Annotated in this window: 25 protein-coding genes; all 25 read right to left on the reverse strand. The window is 64.5% G+C overall.

Going from position 1 to position 21,753, the window contains the following annotated elements; genetic code table 11:
- Positions 1 to 15: 15 nt before the first annotated feature.
- Positions 16 to 423 carry a flagellar hook assembly protein FlgD gene (flgD, locus tag LB533_RS16920; protein ID WP_140496234.1) on the reverse strand — a complete coding sequence of 136 codons (408 nt, stop codon included), beginning with the start codon at positions 421 to 423 and terminating at the stop codon, positions 16 to 18.
- Complete coding sequence (gene flbT / locus LB533_RS16925) at positions 423 to 863, reverse strand: flagellar biosynthesis repressor FlbT (RefSeq protein WP_140496233.1); 441 nt, start codon at positions 861 to 863, stop codon at positions 423 to 425. The genes flgD and flbT overlap by 1 nt, the downstream gene beginning before the upstream one ends.
- Positions 860 to 1,207 carry a flagellar biosynthesis regulator FlaF gene (gene flaF, locus LB533_RS16930; protein WP_140496232.1) on the reverse strand — a complete coding sequence of 116 codons (348 nt, stop codon included), beginning with the start codon at positions 1,205 to 1,207 and terminating at the stop codon, positions 860 to 862. Before flaF ends, flbT begins: the two co-directional genes overlap by 4 nt.
- 30 nt (positions 1,208 to 1,237) lie before the next feature.
- Positions 1,238 to 2,281 carry a flagellar hook-associated family protein gene (locus tag LB533_RS16935; RefSeq protein ID WP_140496231.1) on the reverse strand — a complete coding sequence of 348 codons (1,044 nt, stop codon included), beginning with the start codon at positions 2,279 to 2,281 and terminating at the stop codon, positions 1,238 to 1,240.
- A gap of 3 nt (positions 2,282 to 2,284) precedes the next feature.
- Positions 2,285 to 3,736, reverse strand: a complete 1,452-nt coding sequence (gene flgK, locus LB533_RS16940; RefSeq protein ID WP_140641594.1) for a flagellar hook-associated protein FlgK — start codon at positions 3,734 to 3,736, stop codon at positions 2,285 to 2,287.
- A gap of 28 nt (positions 3,737 to 3,764) precedes the next feature.
- A complete protein-coding gene (locus LB533_RS16945) occupies positions 3,765 to 5,021 on the reverse strand; it encodes a flagellar hook protein FlgE (RefSeq protein WP_140624290.1) in 1,257 nt (418 codons plus the stop codon).
- Positions 5,022 to 5,100: 79 nt separating this feature from the next.
- Complete coding sequence (locus LB533_RS16950) at positions 5,101 to 5,769, reverse strand: response regulator transcription factor (RefSeq protein ID WP_140549660.1); 669 nt, start codon at positions 5,767 to 5,769, stop codon at positions 5,101 to 5,103.
- A 222-nt stretch (positions 5,770 to 5,991) separates the two neighbouring features.
- Positions 5,992 to 6,579 carry a transglycosylase SLT domain-containing protein gene (locus LB533_RS16955; protein WP_181169433.1) on the reverse strand — a complete coding sequence of 196 codons (588 nt, stop codon included), beginning with the start codon at positions 6,577 to 6,579 and terminating at the stop codon, positions 5,992 to 5,994.
- Entirely contained in the window at positions 6,509 to 7,891 is a 1,383-nt protein-coding gene (locus LB533_RS16960; protein WP_140641592.1) for a flagellar hook-length control protein FliK, read from the reverse strand. The genes LB533_RS16955 and LB533_RS16960 overlap by 71 nt, the downstream gene beginning before the upstream one ends.
- Entirely contained in the window at positions 7,888 to 9,252 is a 1,365-nt protein-coding gene (locus LB533_RS16965) for a chemotaxis protein MotC (RefSeq protein ID WP_224557038.1), read from the reverse strand. Before LB533_RS16965 ends, LB533_RS16960 begins: the two co-directional genes overlap by 4 nt.
- Positions 9,249 to 10,589 (reverse strand): MotB family protein, encoded by a 1,341-nt coding sequence (locus tag LB533_RS16970; RefSeq protein ID WP_140641588.1) that lies wholly within the window; start codon positions 10,587 to 10,589, stop codon positions 9,249 to 9,251. Before LB533_RS16970 ends, LB533_RS16965 begins: the two co-directional genes overlap by 4 nt.
- On the reverse strand, positions 10,586 to 11,206 hold the full coding sequence (locus tag LB533_RS16975; protein WP_140641586.1) for a hypothetical protein: 621 nt from the start codon (positions 11,204 to 11,206) through the stop codon (positions 10,586 to 10,588). The genes LB533_RS16970 and LB533_RS16975 overlap by 4 nt, the downstream gene beginning before the upstream one ends.
- A 3-nt stretch (positions 11,207 to 11,209) precedes the next feature.
- The gene (fliF, locus tag LB533_RS16980; protein WP_140641584.1) at positions 11,210 to 12,859 is read right to left on the reverse strand and encodes a flagellar basal-body MS-ring/collar protein FliF; all 1,650 of its coding nucleotides are present in this window, start codon (positions 12,857 to 12,859) and stop codon (positions 11,210 to 11,212) included.
- Between the two features lie 124 nt (positions 12,860 to 12,983).
- Positions 12,984 to 14,048: a flagellin gene (locus LB533_RS16985; RefSeq protein WP_140641582.1), complete on the reverse strand. Its 1,065-nt coding sequence runs from the start codon at positions 14,046 to 14,048 to the stop codon at positions 12,984 to 12,986.
- 263 nt (positions 14,049 to 14,311) lie between these two features.
- The gene (locus LB533_RS16990; protein ID WP_224677781.1) at positions 14,312 to 15,310 is read right to left on the reverse strand and encodes a flagellin; all 999 of its coding nucleotides are present in this window, start codon (positions 15,308 to 15,310) and stop codon (positions 14,312 to 14,314) included.
- Between the two features lie 212 nt (positions 15,311 to 15,522).
- Entirely contained in the window at positions 15,523 to 16,254 is a 732-nt protein-coding gene (gene fliP, locus LB533_RS16995) for a flagellar type III secretion system pore protein FliP (RefSeq protein WP_140513640.1), read from the reverse strand.
- Positions 16,251 to 16,685 (reverse strand): flagellar basal body-associated FliL family protein, encoded by a 435-nt coding sequence (locus LB533_RS17000; protein ID WP_263487582.1) that lies wholly within the window; start codon positions 16,683 to 16,685, stop codon positions 16,251 to 16,253. Before LB533_RS17000 ends, fliP begins: the two co-directional genes overlap by 4 nt.
- 81 nt (positions 16,686 to 16,766) lie before the next feature.
- Complete coding sequence (flgH, locus tag LB533_RS17005; protein WP_224677783.1) at positions 16,767 to 17,471, reverse strand: flagellar basal body L-ring protein FlgH; 705 nt, start codon at positions 17,469 to 17,471, stop codon at positions 16,767 to 16,769.
- On the reverse strand, positions 17,468 to 18,040 hold the full coding sequence (locus LB533_RS17010) for a MotE family protein (protein ID WP_224677784.1): 573 nt from the start codon (positions 18,038 to 18,040) through the stop codon (positions 17,468 to 17,470). Before LB533_RS17010 ends, flgH begins: the two co-directional genes overlap by 4 nt.
- A 9-nt stretch (positions 18,041 to 18,049) precedes the next feature.
- Entirely contained in the window at positions 18,050 to 19,291 is a 1,242-nt protein-coding gene (locus LB533_RS17015; RefSeq protein WP_224677785.1) for a flagellar basal body P-ring protein FlgI, read from the reverse strand.
- Complete coding sequence (flgA, locus tag LB533_RS17020) at positions 19,288 to 19,812, reverse strand: flagellar basal body P-ring formation chaperone FlgA (protein ID WP_224677786.1); 525 nt, start codon at positions 19,810 to 19,812, stop codon at positions 19,288 to 19,290. The genes LB533_RS17015 and flgA overlap by 4 nt, the downstream gene beginning before the upstream one ends.
- Positions 19,813 to 19,817: 5 nt before the next feature.
- Positions 19,818 to 20,606 carry a flagellar basal-body rod protein FlgG gene (gene flgG / locus LB533_RS17025; protein ID WP_140513636.1) on the reverse strand — a complete coding sequence of 263 codons (789 nt, stop codon included), beginning with the start codon at positions 20,604 to 20,606 and terminating at the stop codon, positions 19,818 to 19,820.
- Positions 20,607 to 20,617: 11 nt separating this feature from the next.
- Positions 20,618 to 20,941, reverse strand: coding sequence for a flagellar hook-basal body complex protein FliE (locus LB533_RS17030; RefSeq protein WP_181168599.1), 324 nt, complete (start codon positions 20,939 to 20,941; stop codon positions 20,618 to 20,620).
- Positions 20,938 to 21,354 (reverse strand): flagellar basal body rod protein FlgC, encoded by a 417-nt coding sequence (gene flgC / locus LB533_RS17035; RefSeq protein WP_140496213.1) that lies wholly within the window; start codon positions 21,352 to 21,354, stop codon positions 20,938 to 20,940. Before flgC ends, LB533_RS17030 begins: the two co-directional genes overlap by 4 nt.
- A gap of 2 nt (positions 21,355 to 21,356) precedes the next feature.
- Positions 21,357 to 21,737: a flagellar basal body rod protein FlgB gene (flgB, locus tag LB533_RS17040; RefSeq protein WP_224677787.1), complete on the reverse strand. Its 381-nt coding sequence runs from the start codon at positions 21,735 to 21,737 to the stop codon at positions 21,357 to 21,359.
- Positions 21,738 to 21,753 lie beyond the last annotated feature (16 nt).

The following is a 21,753-nucleotide window of genomic DNA, read 5'->3' on the forward strand; positions in this document are numbered from 1 at the left end:
GGCCCGCCGGAGCCGTCAGCTTGCCGCCTTGACCGAGACGCCGGGGCCGACCGCGATCTCGGTGCCGTTGCCCAGCACGGCGATGAGGCCGCTGCTGGCAAGGCGCACGGACGCGACGGTGCCTGTCGTGTTGCCGTCGGCGGACGTTATCGAGCGCCCGATCAGCGCATCGGCCTGCGACAGCGCCGAGGACTGCATGATCTGGTCCAGCTTGGTATTGGTCTGCACAGACTGCTCGACCTGCGAGAAGGTGGCGAGCTGGGCGACGTACTGTGTCGAATCCATCGGCTTGGTCGGATCCTGGTTCTTCATCTCGGCGATCAGAAGCTTCAGGAAGGACTGGTAGTCGACAGCGGTCTTGGAGGTCTGCTGGCTGGCCTGATTGGCGCCAACCGGTATCGTCGTCGTCATGTCCACGGTCATCAGCGTGCTCCCACAGCCAGCGGACGCGAGGCGCCCGGAACGTCGTCATTGCCGCCAAGCGCGCGGCGTTCGAGCGGATAGAGCGACCGGATCGCCTTTAGTGCCTCGTAGATGTGATCCTCGCCGACCATGCGGTCGATCTGTTTCAGCGCACTGCCGATCTCGGCGTCCTCGAAACTTGCAAGCAGCAGCGGCAGGGAGCGGCGGAACATTTCGCGCGCCTCGCCGGCGCCAGCCGGATTCATCAGCATCACCTGCAGGATGAAATACAGCTGCTTGAGCGGCGTCGACGCGTCATCGGCCTGGATCACATGGCTTTCGAGCAGGAACTGCACGTCGTTCATCAGTTCGACGGTGACCTTGCGGTCGACGCGGATGACCGCACCGTTGATGTAGATCTTCTCGTTCGGCTTCAGCGATATCTTCAGCGTATTGGTCATTGAATGCCGTCGCGGATGATCTGGGATACCTCGATCAGTCCCTCGAAATTCTGGGTGCGGCCCTGGCGGATGTCTTCCGCCTCGCGCAGCAGCCAAAGGCCGATCGAAATCAGGTTGGCGCGCAGTTCCTTGGGAAGCGCGTTGTCGTTGGAGCCGAGATCCTCGACAAAGGCGGTCCAGACGCGGTTGGTGAAATGCAGCGCCTCCACTGCCTCCATCGAAGCCGGGCCAAGGGCGGCGGCCGCCGCCAGCATGTCGATCGAGCGGGTCAGCAGCTCCCGTTCACGGTCCTTCGCGTCGGCGACAGAGGTGCTCTGGATGTCGGCGTAGGAGAATTGGTACATCGTTGGCTCTACCGTTCCGGTTCAGAGTTGTCAGGTCAGGTAATTCAACAGGCTGAGCTGCTGGAGCCGCGCCGTCAATGCGAAGGAGGTCTCGATGTGCTGCGTCAGGTCCGCGACGCGGGTCGCGGCTTCGGCCGGGTCGACCGCTTCGAGATCGAGGATGTGGCGCTCGAACAGGTCGACCTGCGTCTTCATCCGGTCGACGGCGTCGGACACGCGCTTCTGGACGATGCCGGTTTCGGACTGAACCTGGCCGATGCCGCTCAGCGCTTCGCCAACCAGCGACTGCGAGCGGCCGACGATGGTGTCCTTCGCCGCCTGGCTGATGTTGGTCGACATCAGGCTGGAGACCATGGCCGCCGCCATGGCGAGCTTCTTGATGCCGTCGCTGTTGGCGCTGGTCGAGGTCGCGGTGGTTTCGTTGAGCGCGATGCGGCTGACGATCTGCTGGTCGGTGGCGTTCGACCAGTTGGCCTGCCAGCCCGAACCGAAGAACTGCGGCTCGACGTCGTTGGTGATGAAATCGTCCATCTGGGCCGCGGTAATGTTTGCCGCGGCGGGGTCATCCGGCGTGAAACCGAAATTGGCGACGAAGGAGGCGTCGAAGGCGGCCTTGGCGGGCGATCCGGCCGCGGTGAAATCGTTGATCGGCTTGACGTCGGTGTTGGTGCCGGCAAACAGATACTCGCCGTTCACGCTGGTGTTGAGGATCGAGGCGAGCTGCTGGACGGCCGTCTTGCCGGCCGACTGGGTGAGGTTGGCGGAAGAATCGCCCGACGTTGAGGTGGTCAGGCTCGACAGCAAGGTCTGCGCGACGCTGGAGAGCTGGCCGAGCGAGGTCTGCGTCGAGGAGAGCCGGGCGGCCACCAGGCCGTTGGAATCGATAATGACATTGAGCCGGTCGAGATCGCGCGAGAAGGTGACGGACTGGGCGGTGCGTCCGCCCAGCGCCAGGCCGACATCGGCGACCCTGCCGGTCGAGGACTCCTTCGTGGCTTTGACGAGCTCGGCCTGCATGCGCATCTGCTGATAGCGCATGGCGTTCGAGAGAGCGGCCGAAGAGACTGAGGTCATGGATTATCCCACCGCGCTGAGCAGAGCCGCCAACATGTCGTCGACGGTTTTCATCATTCGGGCCGATGCCTGATAGGTGTGTTCGAGATCGAGAAGCAGCGACATTTCCTGGTCGACATTGACGCCGGTCGCGTTGGACAGCGCCTCGGCGCTGCGCGACGCCAGGGCTTGCTTGGCGTCGGCTGCGGTCGAAGCCTGCTGGCGCACGCTTTGGAGCCAACCGATCGAATTGGCGGCATAGTCGGCAACGCTCGACGTCGCCGAAATCCCGGCGGCGGGGTCGAATGTCATCGGCTGATCGAGCCGGTCGCCATAGGCGACCAGAAGGCTGGAATAAGAGGCCCCGCCAGTGTTGACGACATAAGCCGCGCCGTTGGCGCCGCCGTCGCGCAGCAGTGCCGGATTGCCGCCGGCGCTTGGATCCATGGCGGCATTGACGCTGATCGTGCCGGCAAGGCCATTGACCAGCGTGCCAGCGGCCGGCACCGCCGGCGCGCCTGACCAGGTAAACAGTCCGGCGGCGTCGGGCATTGACGGCGCGGTCTCGGCAAAGGCCGTGATCAGGCCGCGCGCGGTCTCGTCGAGCTGACTCTGCATGGTCGAGGCGACGCCATCGCGCAATTGCAGCAAACCGGCAAGCTTGCCGCTGGCGCTGGTGTTGCCGCCGGTTCCCGCCGAGATCGGCACGTTATCGATGTAGATGGCATTGCCGACGGTACCGGCGCTGTAGCCGGAGGACGGGGCGAAGCTGACCGTGCGCGGGATGGTTTCGAACAGCGTCGTGCCGTCACCCGTGGTGATGACCATGTCATTGTCGCCGCGCGTGAAGGTCGAGACCGGAACATAGTCCGAGATCTTCTTCAAAAGCGCGTCGCGCTGGTCCAGCGCATCGGAAACGTCGGTGCCGGAGCGCGTGCCTGATATGACAGCCTGGTTGGCATCCTGGAACTGGCTGAGCAGCGAGTTGAGATCGTCTACCGCGGTGGCGATCTGGCCGTCGGTCTGGGTGCGAAAGTCCTGAATGGCCCTCGAACCTTCGTTCAGGGAGCGCACGACCTGCTTGGCCGCGTCGATAACGCTGGAGCCGAGATTCTGGTTGGACGGCGAGGTGGCATAGAGCTGCAGCGCCTGCTGCAAATTGCCGATCGCGGTCGAGGGAGAGGACGCATTGTCGACGCCATTGACCGAAACATCCAGCTGATCCAGGCCGCTATAGAGCGCGTTCTGGCCGCTGTACGCCGACAGGGCGCTGAGATTCTGGCGGAAGAGCAGGTCGTTGGCTACGCGCTGGATATCAACCGAGCGCGCGCCCGGCGCCGTGCTGGTGACGACGGCGATGCGGCGCGTATAGTCCGGATTGGAAGCGTCGGCGACGTTGCGCGAGACAACGCTGGTTTGCCGAGCGGTGTTCATAAGCGCGGATTGGGCGATGCTCAATGCGGTGGAAAGCGACATGCGGGTCTTTCACGGGCGTTGCCCGGTTTTATCTCTTCAGGTTGACAAGGACGTCCATCAGGTCGGAACCCGTCTGGAAGACTTTCGAATTGGCGGTGTAGCTGCGTTGCGCCGCGATCATGTTGGTCAGTTCCTCGGCGATATCGACGTTCGAATTCTCGAGCGCGCCGGAGATGATGGAGCCGAGCTTGCCTTCATTGGCAAAGCCGACGCGGACCGCGCCGGATTCGGTGCCCTGCGAGTACACATTGCCGGGCAGCGCGGTGAGCTGGTCGGGACTCTGCACATCGGCCAGCGGAATCTTGTAGAGCGGCTTGGTGGAGCCGTCCTTGTACTGGGCGTAGATGGTGCCGTCCTTGCTGATCTGCACCTTGTCGATGGTGCTCGGCGCGTTGCCGTTGACCTGGGCGTCCGAAACCGTGAAGCCGGTGCCGAGCTGGGTCAATGCCGACAGATCCAGCGAAAAGGCGCTGCCGTTGGGCACGGTGAGCGAGACGCTGTCGACGGCGCCGGTGAGCTTGCCCGTGGTCGTGTCGAAGGTCAGGTTGGCCGAGCCCAGCGCGCCGCCGGCGTAGGGGAATGACGTTCCGGCGGTCGCCTTCGACTGGTCGAAGACCGACACCTGCCAGGTGCCGGCGCCGGTGTTGGTGAAATAGACGTCGAGCAGCTTCTTGTTGCCGAGATTGTCATAGGCGACCATCGAGGACTTCGAGGTGTACTGCGCGCCTGCGGCGTTGGTGGTGGGCAGGTTGCCGGCCGCGACTGGCGTCGCGCCTGCGGGCAGGTTGCCGCTGTAGAGACCCTCGGTGCTCGGGGTCGCGGTCATTCCCTGGTCGGAGATGACGACCGGGACCAATCCTTCAAAACCGTTCACCGTCGCCGCCGGCACGCCATTTTCGTAGCTGTAGGCCATCAGCTGGAAGCCGGCCGAGTTGACCAGCCTGCCCTGTCCATCGGGAACGAAGGCGCCGGCGCGGGTCAGGAAAGGCGTACCGCTCGGGTCCTGGACGACAAAGAAGCCGTCGCCGCTGACGGCAAGATCGGAGACAGAGGTGGTGTATTGGAGCACGCCGGGATCGCTGACCGCCTGCCGGATCGTGGTGGTGATGCCGCCGGAATTATAGGCGCCGCCCGTCGAGGGCATGACCAGCGTTGAAAATTCGGCGGAGGACCGCTTGTAGCCGGTGGTATCGGAATTGGCGATGTTGTCGGCTGTCGTCGACAGACGGTTGGCCTGCGCGTTCATGCCGGAAACGCCGGTCCGCATCATCCCGTAGAGGCTCATCGAAATGTCTCCGCAATGTCCATGCCACTGGCAGCGAGGCTACGCGTCCTGTCTTGCGCGAGGCTGGCGCGGCGGCGCATCAGAACACCAGCCGGTAGCCGAGGAAGCGCTTGGAATCGATCGGATCGGTGCCCAGCTTCTCGCGCAGCTTCTTGCGCAGCTTGCTGATGTGACTTTCCACCACGTTCTCCTCGACCTCTTCGTCGAAGATGCCGTAGATGGCGTTGAATACTTGGGTCTTGGTGACGCGGCGGCCGCGATTGCTTGCCAGATATTCGAGGATGCGGCGCTCACGGCGCGGCAAGGGAAGCGGCTGGCCATCGATTTCAGGGTCGCGGCCATCCATGAAGATGCGCATGGCGCCGATCTCGGTAAAGGCGGCATCCTCGTTGGCGCGGCGGCGGATGGCTGTTATGCGAGCCAGGATCTCGCGGATATGGACCGGCTTGCGGATGACGTCATCGACACCGCTCTCGAACAGCCGCAACGTGTTTTCCAGCGAATGCTGCTCGCTGAGAGCAATCACCGGGGCTCCGGTGCGGTCGCGGATCTGGCGCGGAGAGATCGCGCCTTCGCGGCAGTCGCCGATGAGGAAGGCCCGGACCGAGCGCAGATCGGCATCGGCGGCCGAGTTCACCCACTCGCCGAATTCGCCGGAAGCGAAGCCGGCGCAGGCGATGCCCTCGCGGTCAAAAAGTGAATTGTATCCGTCTGTCACGAGCTCTCGCTCGTCAACGATAACGATCATCGGCCCCGCCTCCGAATCAGCTCATCTGCCCCGTGGGGAAAGCCGTATCCGCTGGCAGGAATCCTGAACAACCATCATTTCTTGTAACTAGTTTCTTGGGAGTCCGGAATCGCATCGGTTGCATTAGCGTGGGGTGAGATATGCTTCGTGCTCCAAGTCCCGGCCAAGTCGAAGCGCAACGCCGAGACTTTGCGACTGATTGCATGAGATGCAAGAATACGCTCATGGGTTGCAGAACGTGCGGGCGTTGCCGGTCCATTTGCCGAAGCCGGTGGCCACCATGTTTGATATCACGCGGCAGACATAGACCTTCTGCGCCGGGTCGTTGTCGGGCCCGGCATGATAGCGGGCGACGGCCATCGACCAGGTCACGTGACGGGCATGAAGGCTGGCCAGGAAACGCGCTGCATAATCGACATTCTGACGCGGATCGAGCATGTCCTCGACGCTGCGGAAATGCGCGCCGTGGTAGTGGTGATTGATTTGCATGCAGCCGAGATCGATCAGCATCTTGCCTTCGCGTCGGGCATTGGCGAAAGCGGCAAGAGCTTCGGCGCGGCTTGTCGGGAAGACCGCTTTTCCTTCTATATTCAATGCGTTCGGCTGCAAGCTGCCCTTCTTGCCGGTCTCGGTCAAGCCGACGGCATAGAGGATGCCGGCCGGCACGCCATAGCGGTCGGCGGCGCGTAGGATCTCCGGTTCGCAAGCATTGGTGGCGGCAGCGGCGGCACCCGCGAGACTAGATAAAGATATCGCCGCCAGCGCGCTCGCGAGAAGGCGAAGCGGGGCGGCCGTGTGTTTGCGCGTCATCATTGTGCCTTCCCGCGGATTGCTGGCCCGGTTGCTGGCCGCCGGCGCCGCTGTTGCCGCCGCCGGAATTCCCGGGTTGAAAGGACGACTGGTCGCGGCCCACTGCCGTCTGCAAGGATGCGGTTGCATCAGTGCGGGTCGTTGCGGGGACCGCTACCGAAGGTTGCAATACCATGACCTTGTCAACCTCAAAGCCGAGTCCGCGCAGGGACTTGACGATGGCATCGCTATCCGAGGACAGCCGGTGGTAGGCGTCATGTGTTTGAGGCTTCAACTCAATCGAAAGTTGTTCTCCGGAGAGGCGAAGATTGGCGGTGACCATGCCAAGCTCGGCCGGATGAAGTTCGATCTTCAACACATGTGTCGCGGCGGCAACAGGGCCTGTCAGTTGCGCGGTTGCGGAGCTTGTCGAAAGTGCCGTTTTCGGGCCGCCATCGGCTGTTATGGCGCCAATCACGTTGAGGGCCGCCTGGCTCATCGGCGCCTGCGGCGGGGCAGGGAAGCTGCGCTCGGAGACCACGTCGATGCGCCCTGCCGCCGACAGTTGTTTTCCGGGCCCGGACCGCAAGGAGGACTGCACATCGGCGATGGACTTCAGCTGTGGTGCCGCCTGCTTCGGATCCACGTCCGGCACTTCGGCCGGCGCTGTCTCGGGCAGCGGCCCGGCCGCGATCGCATTGTCGCGTTTCGGCGTGCCGGCGGCTTCGCGGATGGACTGGCCATCGAGCTTGGTCAGTGACCCATCGACGAGCGATGCCCGCTCGGGCTTCGACATCGGCTCGGGATCGTCATGCCCGGCGGCGGATTTCGGCCGGTCGGCTTTCGGCAGGAGCTGCCCGTCGAGCGCCGGTTCCTGCCCGGTTTCGCTCGTATCGGCCGGCCTGGCCGATGTCGAGAAATGGCGCAGGTCATGGAACGCGATCAGCAACGGCAGATGGTCCTTGAGCCGCATCGTACCTGTCTCGGCCGCTGCGCCATCGGCGTCCTTGTCCGCGGTGTCCTTGTCCGGCTCGGCGGTCTTGTCGTCCCTGGCTGTTTTCGCGGCCGGCATTCCGCTGGATGGGATCCTTGCCTTGCCAGCCGGCAGTGGCTCGTCCTTCTGCCCGGCAGTGCCGGCGGCAAGCCTGCTCCAGCGCTCATCGCGCGATCCGGCCCCGGCTGCCGGATGCTTGTCCGGGTGGGCCGGGCCGGCCTTGTCGTCCAGCATCTTGCCGAAATCCGTGTCGTCATTCTTCCCGGTCGCCGCCGGCTGTTCCGCCGTCGTGCGCGCGGTGGTGATTCCCGGCAGCGCCGGACCGAGGCTGGGGGTCATTTCGGAGCGGCTCCAAGCATCTGGTCGATCAGGTCGAGCTGTCGACGAGTTTTGACCATGGCGGCATCGGTCGGGTCTGACGTGTCGGTGCTGGCCGCGGCCGCCGGCGCCGATGCCGGCAGGACAGTTGCCGCATCGTCCGGAGCCGGCGCGTTCGGCGCAGCTGCCACTGCATCGCCGGATGGCGCGACGGCCGGCTGTTCGGAGACAGCACCCTCGACGGGCGGCAATCCGGCGGCGTCGGCGGCCTGCGCGGCGGCAGGCTCGGGCTCGTGCGATGGCATGGCCTCGGCAGGCGCCGGTCTGGCGGTCGGAAGGGAAGCGGGCGGCGCCACCACTTCGCCGGCGATGGCCTCGGCGGCGTCGAGCAGCGCGCGGTCACCGTCCGACAACCGGCTGCGGTCGATCTTGCCCAGCTTGGCGCGCACGTCCTCGATGGTACTCGATGTCACGGTGGACAGGCTTGAGTAGAGCAGGGCACGCGGATCGCCCTGATTGGTGTTGCCGTCGCGGCCTTGCTCGGCCCGCGCCGAGGCGAAGGCGGACAATTCGTTCAGGCCATCGATCGCGGCGCGGCGTGCGATGCGAAGATAAATGACCTTCTCGCGCTCGGGATCCATCATCGAGGTGATATCGGCCAATTTGTCCTGGCTGATCGACATGTGCAGCTCAATCACGCCCGAGACGAAGGAGTCGGCGAACTGGCTGGCATAGGGCGAATAGAGATAGCGCTCGACATATTGTGTGGAGGCAAGCGCAAAGCGCGCCGCGTCGCGCTGCGCGACCGCAATGCCGACCGAGCGCCGCAATGCCGCCTCCTCGACCAGCGTCCCGGGGCCGAGCAGTTTCGCCTCGTCGAGCAACACCAGCGCCGCGGCCGGCTGGTCGCCGGCGAGCAGCGAACCCTTGACCAGGGCAAGGAAGGCGCCCAGGTCGCTGGGCTCCGCCATCGGATCGACAGGCTTCAAGGCTTCGATGGCCTCGCCGGGGCGGCCGTTCAGGTAATCGATGACGCCCCTGGCAAGGGCTAGGTCCCGCGCATCGGCGGCGGCGCGCGATACGGCCGCCTCGACGGTCACCGGGTTGCCGCCGCTCATGCCGTAGACCAGCAACGCGCGAAAATTCTTCGGATCCTTGAAATCGTCCTTGTCCGCCTCGCGCAGGCGCGTATCGATCATCTCCAGCAGCTTGGACTGCATCGGTAGCGCGGCGTGGTCGCCGACGGCGATACGGTCTTGAATAAGCTGCAGCGAGCGCACCAGCTGGTAGGGCTGCAACGGATCCTGGGCGAGGGCGGCCGTAGGCTGGCCGGCCAACAGCAAAAGGCCCATCAAGCGGCTGGTGAAGACCGCCCGCCTCATCCGCCGGTCGCCATCAATATCTCGATGCGGCGGTTCACGGCCGACAGCGGATCGGCGGGGTCCTTCGGCTGGCGGTCGGCGAAGCCGGCGACCTCGGTGATGCGGCGTTCGTCGACGCCACCGCGCACCAGCATGTAGTACGCCGAATGCGCGCGCGCCGTCGACAGCCGCCAATTGTCGTAGCCGGCGCTGCGGAACGGCCGCGCGTCGGTGTGGCCATTGATGCTGATCGTGCCCTTCTGGCTGTTGACGATGCGGCCGATCTTTTCCATCGCCAGCACCAGTTCACGGCGCGGCATCGCCGAGCCGACCTCGAACATACCGAAGTCGAGCTGGTCGGTGATCGAGATGACGACGCCCTTGTCGGTGGCTTCGACGGAAACCCCATCATGCAACTTGTCGCCAGGTTTGAAGGCATCGGCCAGTTGCTGCCTGACATCGGCCGCAGCTTTGAGCGCGGCTGCACCCGGCGCCTTTTCGCCGGTGTCGGGCTTGGCGGCCTGGGCGGCCTGGGCGGCGGCAACCTTGGCGTCCGCGAGCCCGGCAGCGCCGGCTTTCGCATCACCCGCCTCGGCGATTGCCGATATGGGTTTGCCGTCCTTTGCCAGAGGTTCAAGCGGCGCCGCGATGACCGGCGGCGCAGGCGGCACGGCCTTGACCTTGGCGACCTGCGCCTCGGCGGCCTTGTCACCGGGTTTCACCGGATCACCTTCGATCCTGGCGCGCTGCGCGCTGGCCTCGGCGCCTGGCGAGGCGACCTGCTGAGACCAAAAATCAGGCTCGAACGGATCGCGATAGGAGGCGCCGCCGGAAGCGCCCGTTGCCGGGCCGGCACTTTGCGCGCCGCCATCGCCCTTCTGGCTGACGTTCTGCATGACGCCGGTGTTGGTGGCGATTTCCGAAAGCACCGCGTAGGGATCCGCGAACAGGTGTTCGTCGGACTGCTCCGACTGCTGTGGCTCCTGCTTTTCCTTTTTGGGATCGGATGAACCCGCGCCGCCGGTTCCGTCCTGTCCGGCCTTGGTGGCCGCCTCTTCCGGATTGTCGGCGGTCAGCCCGATGGCGCGGGGACCGTCGCCGAGATCTTCCAGGCCCTTGCGGCTCGACGTGCGGTCGACCAGCTTCACCGGGTTGAAATAGCTGGCGACCGCCGCCTTGGTCTGTTCGTTGGCGGCGTTGATCAGCCACATGACCAGGAAGAAGCACATCATGGCCGTCATGAAGTCGGCGAAGGCGATCTTCCAGACGCCACCGTGATGGCCTTCCTCGTGGTCGTCATGGCCGCGACGCACGATGATGATCTCGTGCCTGCCCTGATCGGCATCGGCGACGCTCATGCCAACACCTGGGAGAGCGTTGCCGCCCATTCGGCCATGCGCGTCTCGAACACCGCTTCGTCGATGGAGACCGTGAGATCGAAGCCGGGAGCTTCGATGAAGTCGAGATTGGCGGCGCGCGCTCCGAGCGATGCCTTCAGCGCTTCGAACAGGGAAAGCGGTCCGCGAACGACTATGCGCACCGCTTCGCCATCGCCGACCGCTTCGCGGACCGCACCGGCAAGCGCTTCAAGCGAGCGCTTTTGCAGGTCGTCACTGACGATGCCGCCGATGATGCGGGCAACCGTGGCGGCGACGAGGTCCGTCACGCGCGCCTCCATGGCATCGATGCGCAGCGAGACCGCCTCGCCGACATCGCCGCCGAAGCTCTCGAGAAAGGCCTTCGCTTCCTCGGCATTCGCCCGGCGTTCAGCGTCCATCGCTGCTTCGTGGGCAGCCGCAAGCCGTTCGCCAAGCGCTACCTCCGCCTGGGCGACCGCTTCGGCGATCAGCGTGCCGATATCGGCTTGCGGCGCGGCTGCTTCCGGTTCGTGCTCGGCGGCGGCCTTCGGTTGGCTGACACGTTGCGGGCGCGTGCCGAAATCCGGCAGGAGATCGAAAAGGGCTAGGGAAGGCATGGACTACACCGCAACTTCCTGGGCCGCCCATTTGCGCAGGATCTGCGCTGTGCGCTCCTCGTTGAGGTCGACCATGCGGGCAAGCCGCTCCTGCGGTGCGGGCCTGATCTTCTGGCGCAGGTCGTCGAGCGGCGTGGAACCGGCCCGCACGCCCGGCAAGGTGCCGACCGCCGAACCGGCTTCGGCGGAAGCCGTGCCCTCCGGCGTCGGCAGCGAGCGCTGGACCTCGTCGAAATTGGGACCCGCTATGGCCGGCGTCGCCTTTGCTGTCAGGGCCGCCGCCATCGGGCGCAGGCCGAAGAAGGCCACCAGGAACACCACGACGATGAAGGCGCCGGCATTGATCAGCGTGCCGACATGCTGGCCGACGGAATCGAGCATTCCGGCCTGCGGGACCGCCTCGCCGTCGAGCCCGTCGATGAACTCGACCGCCGAGACGTCGATGACATCGCCGCGCTTGTCGTCGAAGCCGGTGGCAGAGGTCACCATCTTCTGGATGTCGGCGACGCGCTTGGCGATCTGTTCGGGTGTGGCGTCCTTGCCCAGGATCGCCTTCAGCCGATCCTGGTTGACCACCACGGCGATAGACATCTTGGTGACGCTGTAGCCGTTGGAGACGGTGGCGATCTTCTTGGAGTTGATCTCGTAGTTGGTGATCTCTTCCCTGCGGTCGTTCTGCGAGGAGGATTGCGGACCCTCGGTGGCGGTCGTCTGCGTCTCGGGCAGGTTCTGCTCGACGCTCGCCGGAGTGGAGGCCTGCTTCTGGTTGTTGTTCTCGTTGGCGCGCACCGACTGCACCGAACGCTCGACGCGCGACTCCGGATCGAAGATCGTCTCCTCCGTCTGGCGGGTATCGGTGTTGACGTCGGCCTTGACGCTGGCGCGGAAATTGTCCGGGCCGAGATAAGGGGTGAGGGCGCGCCGGATGTTGTCGCCGATCTGCGCCTCGACGGTCTGCTCGACGCCAAGCGTGCGGGCGGCACTTGTGTTGGAGGGATCATCTCCCGCCGCCAGCAGATTGCCGTTGGAATCGAGCACCGTCACCTTGTCGGCCGACAGGCCGGGAACGGCGGCGGCGACGAGATGGCGGATCGACATGGCGCTTTTCTCGGCGTCGATGCCGGCGTAACGGATGACGACCGACGCGGAGGGCTGCTGCTCGTCGCGGCGGAAATTGGCACGCTCGGACATGACGATATGGACGCGCGCAGCCTTGACGCCCGCGATCGACTGGATGGTGCGCGATATCTCGCCCTCCAGCGCGCGCACACGCGTGATCTGCTGCATGAAGGAGGTCAGGCCGAGCGAGCCGACATTGTCGAACAGTTCGTAGCCGGCATTGGCGCTGGTCGGCAGGCCCTTTTCGGCCAAGAGCATGCGCGCCTGCGCGGTGGTGCCGGCCGGGACCAGGACCGAGGTCCCGTCGGAGCCGACGTCGAAGCCGATGCCGGCCTCGCCCAGCACGAGGCCGATCTGGTTCACGTCGGCGCGGTCGAGCCCGACATAGAGCGTGTCGTAGGCCGGACGGTTGAGATAGACGGAAGCGACACCGATGACGCTCATCACCAATGCGGCGATGCCCGCCAGCATGGCGAGGCGCTTCACGCCAAACCCGCGGAGATTCGCGATGATGCTCTGGATCTGTTCCGGCACGGTCGACTACTCCCAGCATGACTGTCCGCTGGAACAATAGCCCTCGAAGCTTGTGCGAAAATGAAATCGGGCCGCGCTCGGCGCGCGGCCCGTCAACCTTGAGGTGAAGACGTCGAGCGGGCGGTCAGCTCTTGAACAGCGACAGGATCGACTGCGAGGAACTGTTGGCGATCGACAGCGACTGGATGCCGAGCTGCTGCTGCACCTGGAGCGCCTGGAGGCGGGTCGATTCCTTGTTCATGTCGGCGTCGACGAGCTGGCCGACACCGCGGTCGATGGAGTCCATCAGGCTCTGCGTGAAGGTCTTCTGGAGATCGATCGAGCTCTTGGCCGAACCGAGGATGGTGGCGGAATCGGTCAGCTGGCTCATGACGTTGTCGATCTTGGTGATCATCTGGGTGATGATGTCGTCGGTTACGCCCGCCGCAGTGATGTCGAGATTGTAGGCGGAAATGTTGTCGACCTTGGCAACCGCCCCCGCCGCGGTCTGGCCGGCGGTGTTGGCTGCGATATCCGTTGATCCACCCGCGATCGATGCCGCATAGGCGGTGTCATACAGGGTCTGCGCGGCCGCGGTCGAATAGACCGATGTCTTGCGGTCGAGAATGCCCTGGTTCTTGACGTCGCCGGCGAGACCGGAATCGAAAAGCTTGGTGCTCTCGACATCGATGTCGATCGTCCCGAGTTGGACGGCGCCGGACGAGGTGCGGTTGAACGAGGACACGATCTTGGAGTCGGGCTGGACGCCGTCATTGGCGGCCGACACCTGCTTGGAGATCACCGACAGGAAATTCGAACCGGAGAAGGTGGCGGCGTCGGCAAAGGATTTCATCTGCGCCTGAAGCGCCGTGATTTCGGTCTGCGTCTTTGCCTTGGCGGCATCCGTCTGGCCGACGGTCGAAAGCAGCTTGGTTTTGATCTTGCCGATCGTGTCCAGCACATTGTTCATGCCGGTATAGGCGGTGTCGACCTTCGAGGCGCCGAGGCCGAGCGCATCCTGCACGGTCGAGAGCGCCTGGTTGTCGGATCGCATGGTGGTGGCGATCGACCAGTAGGCGGCGTTGTCGGAGGCCTCGGAGACGCGATAGCCCGTCGAGACGCGGGCCTGTGTCTGCTCGAGCGACTTGTTGGTGGCGTTGAGGCTTTGAAGTGCAGTCAACGCCGCAGCGTTCGTCATGATGCTCGCCAAGAAACTCGCTCCTTCTCTAAGCCGGCATGCCCACAGGCCTGGTCGGCCTGCCCATCGGCTGCGATCGTGCCGGTCGGGCCGATTCGACAACCTGTCGTAAGCTATTGGTTAACCATAGCTAGCGCGATATGGTTAACGCCCTGTTAAAAGTCAGCTTTCGACAGTTAAGGAACGAGGATTGCGCGGGGCTGGAGCAAACGCAAATCGGGCCGCGCTTTTGGCGCGGCCCGATTTTTGGTGCTGTTCGTGGATGGTGAAGGCGATCAGCCGCGGAAGAGCGACAGGATCGACTGCGACGAGCCGTTGGCGATCGACAGCGCCTGGATGCCGAGCTGCTGCTGAACCTGCAGGGCCTGGAGGCGGGTCGATTCCTTGTTCATGTCGGCATCGACGAGCTGGCCGACGCCGCGGTCGATGGAGTCCATCAGGCTCTGCGTGAAGGTCTTCTGCAGGTCGATACTGCTCTTGGCGGCGCCGAGCGTGGTGGCGGCGTTCGTCATGTCCTTGAGCGCGGCGTCAACCACCTTCATCTGGTCGGCGATCTGCGAGTCGCTGAAACCCTTGCCGGTGGTCGAGTCGAAAACCTTCAGCGTGGCGACGGAATAGGTGTCGGTGGCCGCGGAAGCGACGCCCGCCACAGGGTTCGACGCGGTGGCGACGACGCTGCCGTCGGTACCGAGACGGTCGGCATCGAGAATGCCCTTCGCCGTGCCGGCGGTGGTGCCGGCCTCGTAGAGCTTAGTGCTTTCCACGTTGACGTCGATCGTCGAGATCGATACCGCGCCGGAAGCGTCACGGTTGAAGGCCGAAACGATCTTGACGTCCGCCACGGACGTGCCCGTGCCGCTGTCCACGGACAGCATGTTGGTGCCGGAGAAGCTGGCGCCGTCGGCATAGGCCTTCAGCTGCTTCTGAAGGGCGGCGATTTCGGTCTGGGTCTTTTCCTTGTCGGCATCCGTCTGGCCGTAAGAGGCGGTCAGCTTGGTCTTGATCTGGTTGATGGTGTCGATCGCGCTGTTCATGCCGGTGTAAGCGGTATCGACCTTCGAGGCGCCGAGGCCGAGCGCGTCCGAAACGGTCGACATCTGCTGGTTGTCGGAACGCATCGTGGTGGCGATCGACCAGTAAGCGGCGTTGTCCGAAGCCTGGGAAACGCGATAGCCCGTCGAGATGCGGGCCTGGGTGGTTTCGAGATTTTTGTTGGTGGCGTTCAAGCTCTGCAGCGCGGTCAGCGCCGAGGCATTGGTCATGATACTGGCCATGTCTACTCGTACCTTACTTTTTACAGGTGTTTTTTGACATACCGGATTGGCCGGTATGACGGAGCGGCATCATGCCAATGATCTGTCTGAGACCCGATCACCCGCCATCTGCGGGGAATATGGCGGCAAGTCCCTACCAAAGGACTAAACCGGACGGTTAATCGAAAATATTGTCGAAAAAAAACGGGAGGGTGCGGCCGGCGCCGGCGCGATCAGTTGAAGGAGCGCACCAGGCTGCCGACAAGCAGGTTCCAGCCGTCGATCAGGACGAAGAACAGGATCTTGAACGGCAACGATACCACCGTCGGCGGCAACATCATCATGCCCATCGCCATGGTGATGGTGGCGACGATCAGGTCGATGACCAGGAACGGCAGCACGATCAGGAAGCCGATCTCGAAGCCGCGCCTGATCTCGGAGATCATGAAGGCGGGCACCAGGATGCGCAGGTCGACGGTTTCCTTCGCAACGGTCTGGCCGCGTTCGCGGGCGAGGTCGGCGAACAGGTCGAAGTCCTTGTCGCGCACATTGTGCAGCATGAAGGTGCGGAAGGGATCGGATATCTTCTCGAAGGCCTCGGTTTGGCTGATCTGGTTGTCCATCAGCGGCTTGACGCCGGTATTCCAGGCCTGGTCGAAGGTCGGCGCCATGACATAGAAGGTCATGAACAGCGACAGCGAAATGAGGATAAGGTTCGCCGGCGTCGACTGCAGGCCGATGCCGGCGCGCAGGATCGAGAAGGCGATGACGAAACGGGTGAAGCTCGTCACCATGATCAGCAGGCCCGGCGCCACCGACAGCACGGTGAGCAGGCCGAACATCTGGATGATGTAGCCGACGGTGGTGCCGTCGGCCTTGCCGATGCCGCCGAGGTCCAGTTGCTGGGCCGTTGCAATCGATGTGGCGGCGCCGAGCAGCGCCGCGGCAAGAAGAAATTTCTTCATTCGAGCAGCAACGTCCTGATGAGTACCTGCTTGGCATGCCCCTGGCTGCGGATCGAGGCGCGCTCCTCGATATCGGCCTTCAGGTGCTGATAGCCGCTGGCGCCTTCGATCTGGTGCATCTTCAAGGTGCGCACGAAGGCCAGAAGATCCTGATGGATCTTATCCGACATTGCCGGCGGCTGCGGCGCGTCGTAGACCACCGACACCTCCATCCTGATCCAGGTCTCGGCGGGCGAGGCGATGTTGGTGGTGATCGGCGCCAGCGCGACGAGTGACGGTCCCGTGCCGGGCTCTTTCACGTCGGCGGCCTTGGGCACCTTGCCCTCGTTCTCCGGCGCGACGGGTACCGATGCCGGTGCCCCCACACCTTTGAGATAGCCGCCGGACAACCAGCCCATGCCGATGGCGGCAGCCGTCACCAGGAGCAGCATGGCGCCCTGGACGGCAAGGGAAGGACCCTTGCGAGACGGAACCTGTTCGACGCTGGCCACGGTGCTGCGGTCTCCAATGCCCTAGAACGGAAGAACCTGGTCGAGGATCTGCTGGCCGTAGGCCGGCTGCTGGACCTCGCTGACGCGGCCACGGCCGCCATAGGAGATGCGCGCCTCGGCGATGCGTTCATAGGAGATGGTGTTTTCCGCGCCGATATCCGAGGGGCGCACCATGCCGGCGATGGTGAGCACCCTGAGCTCATAATTGACACGTACTTCCTGCGAGCCCCTGATCATCAAATTGCCATTGGGCAGGACTTCGGTGACGACGGCAGCAACGTTGAGTTCCAGGTTCTCCGAGCGCTTGATCTCGCCGTCCGCATTGGTTTCGGTGCTGGAGTTCAGGCCGGCGTCGCCCTTGCCGCTCGTGCTCTTGTCTTCCCATCCGAGCGTGACGTCGTAACCCAGCTTGCGCGAGGCGGTGCGGCTCCTGTCGTTCTGGTTCTTGAAGTTGGCCTTGTCGTTGAGCTTGATCCTGACGGTGAGAATGTCGCCTTCGCGCAACGCCCTGGGATCGGTGAACAGCCGGCTCTGGCGATCGTCCCACAGCGAGAATTTCTTGACCGGCGCCGCAGGCGGCTCGGGATAGCTGTAGGGCGAAGCTCCTTCATTGCCGATGCCGGAACCGACCGGCGACAGTGAAGGCTCCCTGCCGATCTCCTTGAGATTGGTGCCGCAGCCGGACAAAGCTGCGACCGCGCACAGGATAAGCGTTCTGCGGATCATGACGGATCTACCCTTCGGGCTGCGCTGGCCATGATGCCGGTGAGCGTCGCCGCCGCCTTCTGGTCCATTTCGTTGAGGATGACGCCGGCCTTGCGCGAATCGAGCTTCATCAGGATGGCCGCGGCGAGATCGGCATTGACGATGGCCAGGCGCTCGGCCGCCGCGTCGGGCTTCATGCCGGCATAGATCTTGACGACGCTGTCCTCGGCCCGGGCCAGGAACACCTCGCGCCGCTTCAGCCAGGTCTCGTATTCGGCCCGCTTGTCGTCCAGTGCCTTCATGCGTTGGTCGATGCCGGCCTGGAGCTGTTTCAACTCCTCCGCCTGCAAGACGTAGCGGCGGTCGCGGGCGGCGTCGGCTATGTTAGAGCAGAAGCGCTCGATCTCGCTTTGGTCGGGAGCCTTCTCCCGGGCCAACAGCTGCGGCGCGGGTGCGGGCGGCGCCCCCGGCAGGACCTGGCGGACGGCTTCTTCGGCATGCACGCCGCTGGAAAAGGCCGTCAGAGCGCAGGCCGCGAACAGGATCGCGGCGGGGCGCCATCCTTGATGGAATGAGGGGAAGGAGATCATCTGCATCGCCTATTGGAGAACCAGGTCGGCTTGCAGGGCGCCGGCCGACTTGATGCCTTGCAGGATGGCAATGATGCCGTCGGGCTTCACGCCGAGGCGGTTGAGGCCGGAAACAAGGGTTTGCAGGTCGGGGCCGTCGAGCACGGCGACGCGCGCGTCGGGCCGGCTGGCGTCGATGGCGGTGAACGGCTCGACGGCGGTTTCGCCCTTGGAGAAGGGTTCGGGCTGCACGACGCGCGGCGCTTCGGTGATGCGCACCGTCAGCGTGCCGTGGCTGATGGCCACGCGTGAGATCTTGACGTCGTTGCCGATGACTATGGTGCCGGTGCGCTCGTCGATGACGACGCGGGCCGGCGTATCGGATTCGACCACGAGGTTCTCGATCTCGGCGTAGAAGCGGGCCGCCGAGACGCTTTTCGGCCGTCTGATCTGGACGGTGCGGGAATCGCGCTCGGCCGCCACACGCATGCCGAAGCGCTGGCTGGTGTAGTCATTGATCGCGTCGGCGATGCGAATGGCGGTCGAGAAATCGGGATTGCGCAACTGCAGCGTCAGTATCGGCTGGTCATCGAACTCGGCCTTCACGGCACGCTCGATGATGGCGCCGTTCGGCACGCGGCCCGCGGTCGGGACGCCTTGCGTCAACTGCTCGGCCTGACCTTGGGCGGTAAAGCCCGACACGATGACCGCGCCCTGGCCGACAGCATAGATTTCGCCGTCCGCCGCCTTCAGCGGCGTCATGATCAGCGTGCCGCCGGCGAGCGAGGTAGCGTCACCCATCGAGGAAACGTCGATGTCGATGCGCGCGCCCGACTGCACGTAGGGCGGCATGTTGGCGGTTACGATGACGGCGGCGACGTTCTTGGCACGCGCGCTGCCGCCTTCGGTGGCGATGCCGAGATTCTCCAGCATGGCGCGGATCGACTGTTCGGTGAACGGCGAGTTGCGCAAGCTGTCGCCCGATCCGGCGAGGCCGATGACCAGGCCGTAGCCGACGAGCTGGTTGTCGCGCGAACTCTGCAGCTGCGCGATGTCCTTGATGCGCGAGGCGACTTGGCCCGGCGGCAGCGAGCTTGGCCCGGGCGAGACGCGGAACATGCGCGTGGTGGTGGCCGGATCATATTCAGGATCGTCGTACACGCCGCCATTCCTGGCGGCGAGTTCGCGCTTGGCCTTGGGCGTGAGGCCGTCGGCCAAGGCAGGCTGCAGGCCGAGCGCGGCCGCAAGCAGGAGAATAAGCGGACGCGTCATGAAGCGCTGACCTGGATGGTTCCGTCAGCCATCACCCTGCCGGAGAGAATCTTGCCGCTGTCGCTGTTGCGAACCTTGATGAGATCGCCGGCCGAGCCTGGCTGCAAGGTCACGGCGGTGGCCGATATCGTCAGTCCGCCGGCGATGAAGAAAACCTGCACGGCAGCGCCCTGCTCGACCAGCCAGGCGTCGCGAATCGCGGCGGCGGGGATGTAGCGGCCGGGCAGCAGCGTGCGCTTGGCGATCTTGCCCTGGAGTTCCTCGGCAAGGGTCGCCACCGCGTCGGGCTTGTGCTTGCCGGGGATGAGGGTCACCTGCTTGAGGGCCGCAAGCTCGATGGTCTCGCCGGGATAAATGACCCGGTTTGGGATCAGCACGACCTCGCCGGCAGGCTGGCTGCTGGCGATCTGCGTTGCCGACCGGTTGGCCGCGTCCTGCGCGAAAGCCGGCATGCCGCCGGTCACCAGCGCAAGGACGAGCGCGGTGCGGCGGAACGCGGAGCAGGAGACCGGAGCGGCCATTGTCGTTACCTGATGTTCTTGGAGACGACCGAGGCCATGTCGTCGGCGGCCTGGATGACCTTGGAGTTCATCTCATAAGCACGCTGCGCCGAGATCAGTTCGGTGATTTCCTTGACCGGGTCGACGTTGGAGGCCTCGAGATAGCCTTGCTGGATGGTGGCGAAGCCTGGATCGCCGGGCACGCCGGCATTGGCCGGGCCAGAAGCGGTCGTTTCCTGGAACAGGTTGTCGCCGAGCGGCGCCAGTCCCGCTTCGTTGGCGAAGTTGACGATCTGGAGCTGGCCGAGATTCTGCAGGTCGGTCTGGCCGTCGATGCGGGCGAAGACCTGGCCCGTCTTGTTGACAATGACCTCGACGGCGTCGACCGGGACGTTGATCGCTGGAATGACGCTGGCGCCGTCCACCGTCACCAGCTGGCCTGTGGCGTTGGTGTTGAAGGCGCCGGCGCGGGTGTAGAGCGTGCCGCCATCGGCGCCTTCGATCTGGAACCAGCCCCTGCCGGTGAGCGCCATGTCGAAACTGTTGCCGGTGCTGGTCAGTTCGCCCTGGGTATGGACGTTGCGCACGGCGGTGGTCTTGACGCCGAGGCCGATCGAGACGCCCTCCGGCACCAGCGAAGCGTTGGAGCGGTTGGGCACGCCTTGCGTGCGGTCGACCTGGTAGAGCAGGTCGGAGAATTCGGCCCGCGCCCGCTTGTAGCCGGTGGTGTTGATGTTGGCGATATTGTTGGCGATGACTTCCAGATTGGTCTGCTGGGCGTTCATGCCGGTGGCGGCGATGGCGAGTGCTTTCATGGCCGAACTCCTCAGATGCCCATGCGGCTGACTTCGAGATAGGCCGAGACGACCTTGTCGCGGATGGCGACGGCAGTCTGCAGCGCCTGCTGGGCGCTCATCACGGCATCGACGACCTGGCGGGTGTCGGCGTCGCCCTTGAGCGCCTGGACCGAAACCTGCTCGGCGTTCTGCAGCGTGTTGACGGTCTTTGTGGCCGCCTGGCTTAGCGCTTCGGCGAAGGAGGTGCCGAGGTTGCCTGCGGTCGCGGGCGCAACGCCGCCCTGAAGCAGCTCAGTCGCCGTGTCGCCAAGTCCAGGCTTCAGGTTGAGCGCGCCGATGCCGTTCACGATCATTGGTTCCTCATCAGGTCGATGGTCATTGAAATGAGATCGCGCGCCTGCTTCACGACTTGCAGGTTAGCCTCGTAGGAGCGGTTGGCCTCGGTCATATCGGCCATTTCGATCAGCACGTTGACGTTGGGCATCTTGACGTAGCCCTTGTCGTCGGCGGCCTCGTTGCCGGGCTGGAATTCCACAGGAAAATCGCTGGGATCGCGGTCGATCGAGTTCACTTCGACCGTTGAGCTGCCAGTGGTCCGGTCGAGCTCGGAGACGAAGCTGATGGTCTTGCGGCGATAGGGGTCGGAACCGGGGGTGGTGCCGGTCGACTGGGCATTGGCGAGGTTTTCGGAAACCACGCGCAGCCGCTCCGACTGGGCGCCGAGGCCGGAGGCTGCTACTTTGAGGGCTGCTGTGAGCGCGTCCATGGTCAGCTCTTCACCGCCATCATCATCATCGAATGGAATGCCTTGACGATTGCCGTGTTGAGCTCGAAGGAGCGGCGCACCTCACCGGCCTTGAGAAGCTGGTCCTCGAGCACGACGGTGTTCTTGGACGGCATGACGACGCCGTCGTCTTCCTGTGGCTTGATCGCGAAACCGGCATTGGTCGCGGCGCTGCCGAGGTGTCCGGCCTGTGTCGTGTGCAACGACACCGCCGCGCGGTCGAGCACCTTCTCGAACGGCTCGACATCGTTTGCCGTATAGCCCGGCGTGTTGGCATTGGCGATGTTGCCGGCGACCGCCGACTGACGCACGGCCAGCCATTGCGCTTGCTTGGCGGCGAGATCGAAAAGAGAAACGGGCTCCATGGGAATCTCCGGGCGT

Origin of the sequence: Mesorhizobium sp. BR1-1-13 (assembly GCF_020165515.1) — a bacterium.
Classification (GTDB): domain Bacteria; phylum Pseudomonadota; class Alphaproteobacteria; order Rhizobiales; family Rhizobiaceae; genus Mesorhizobium.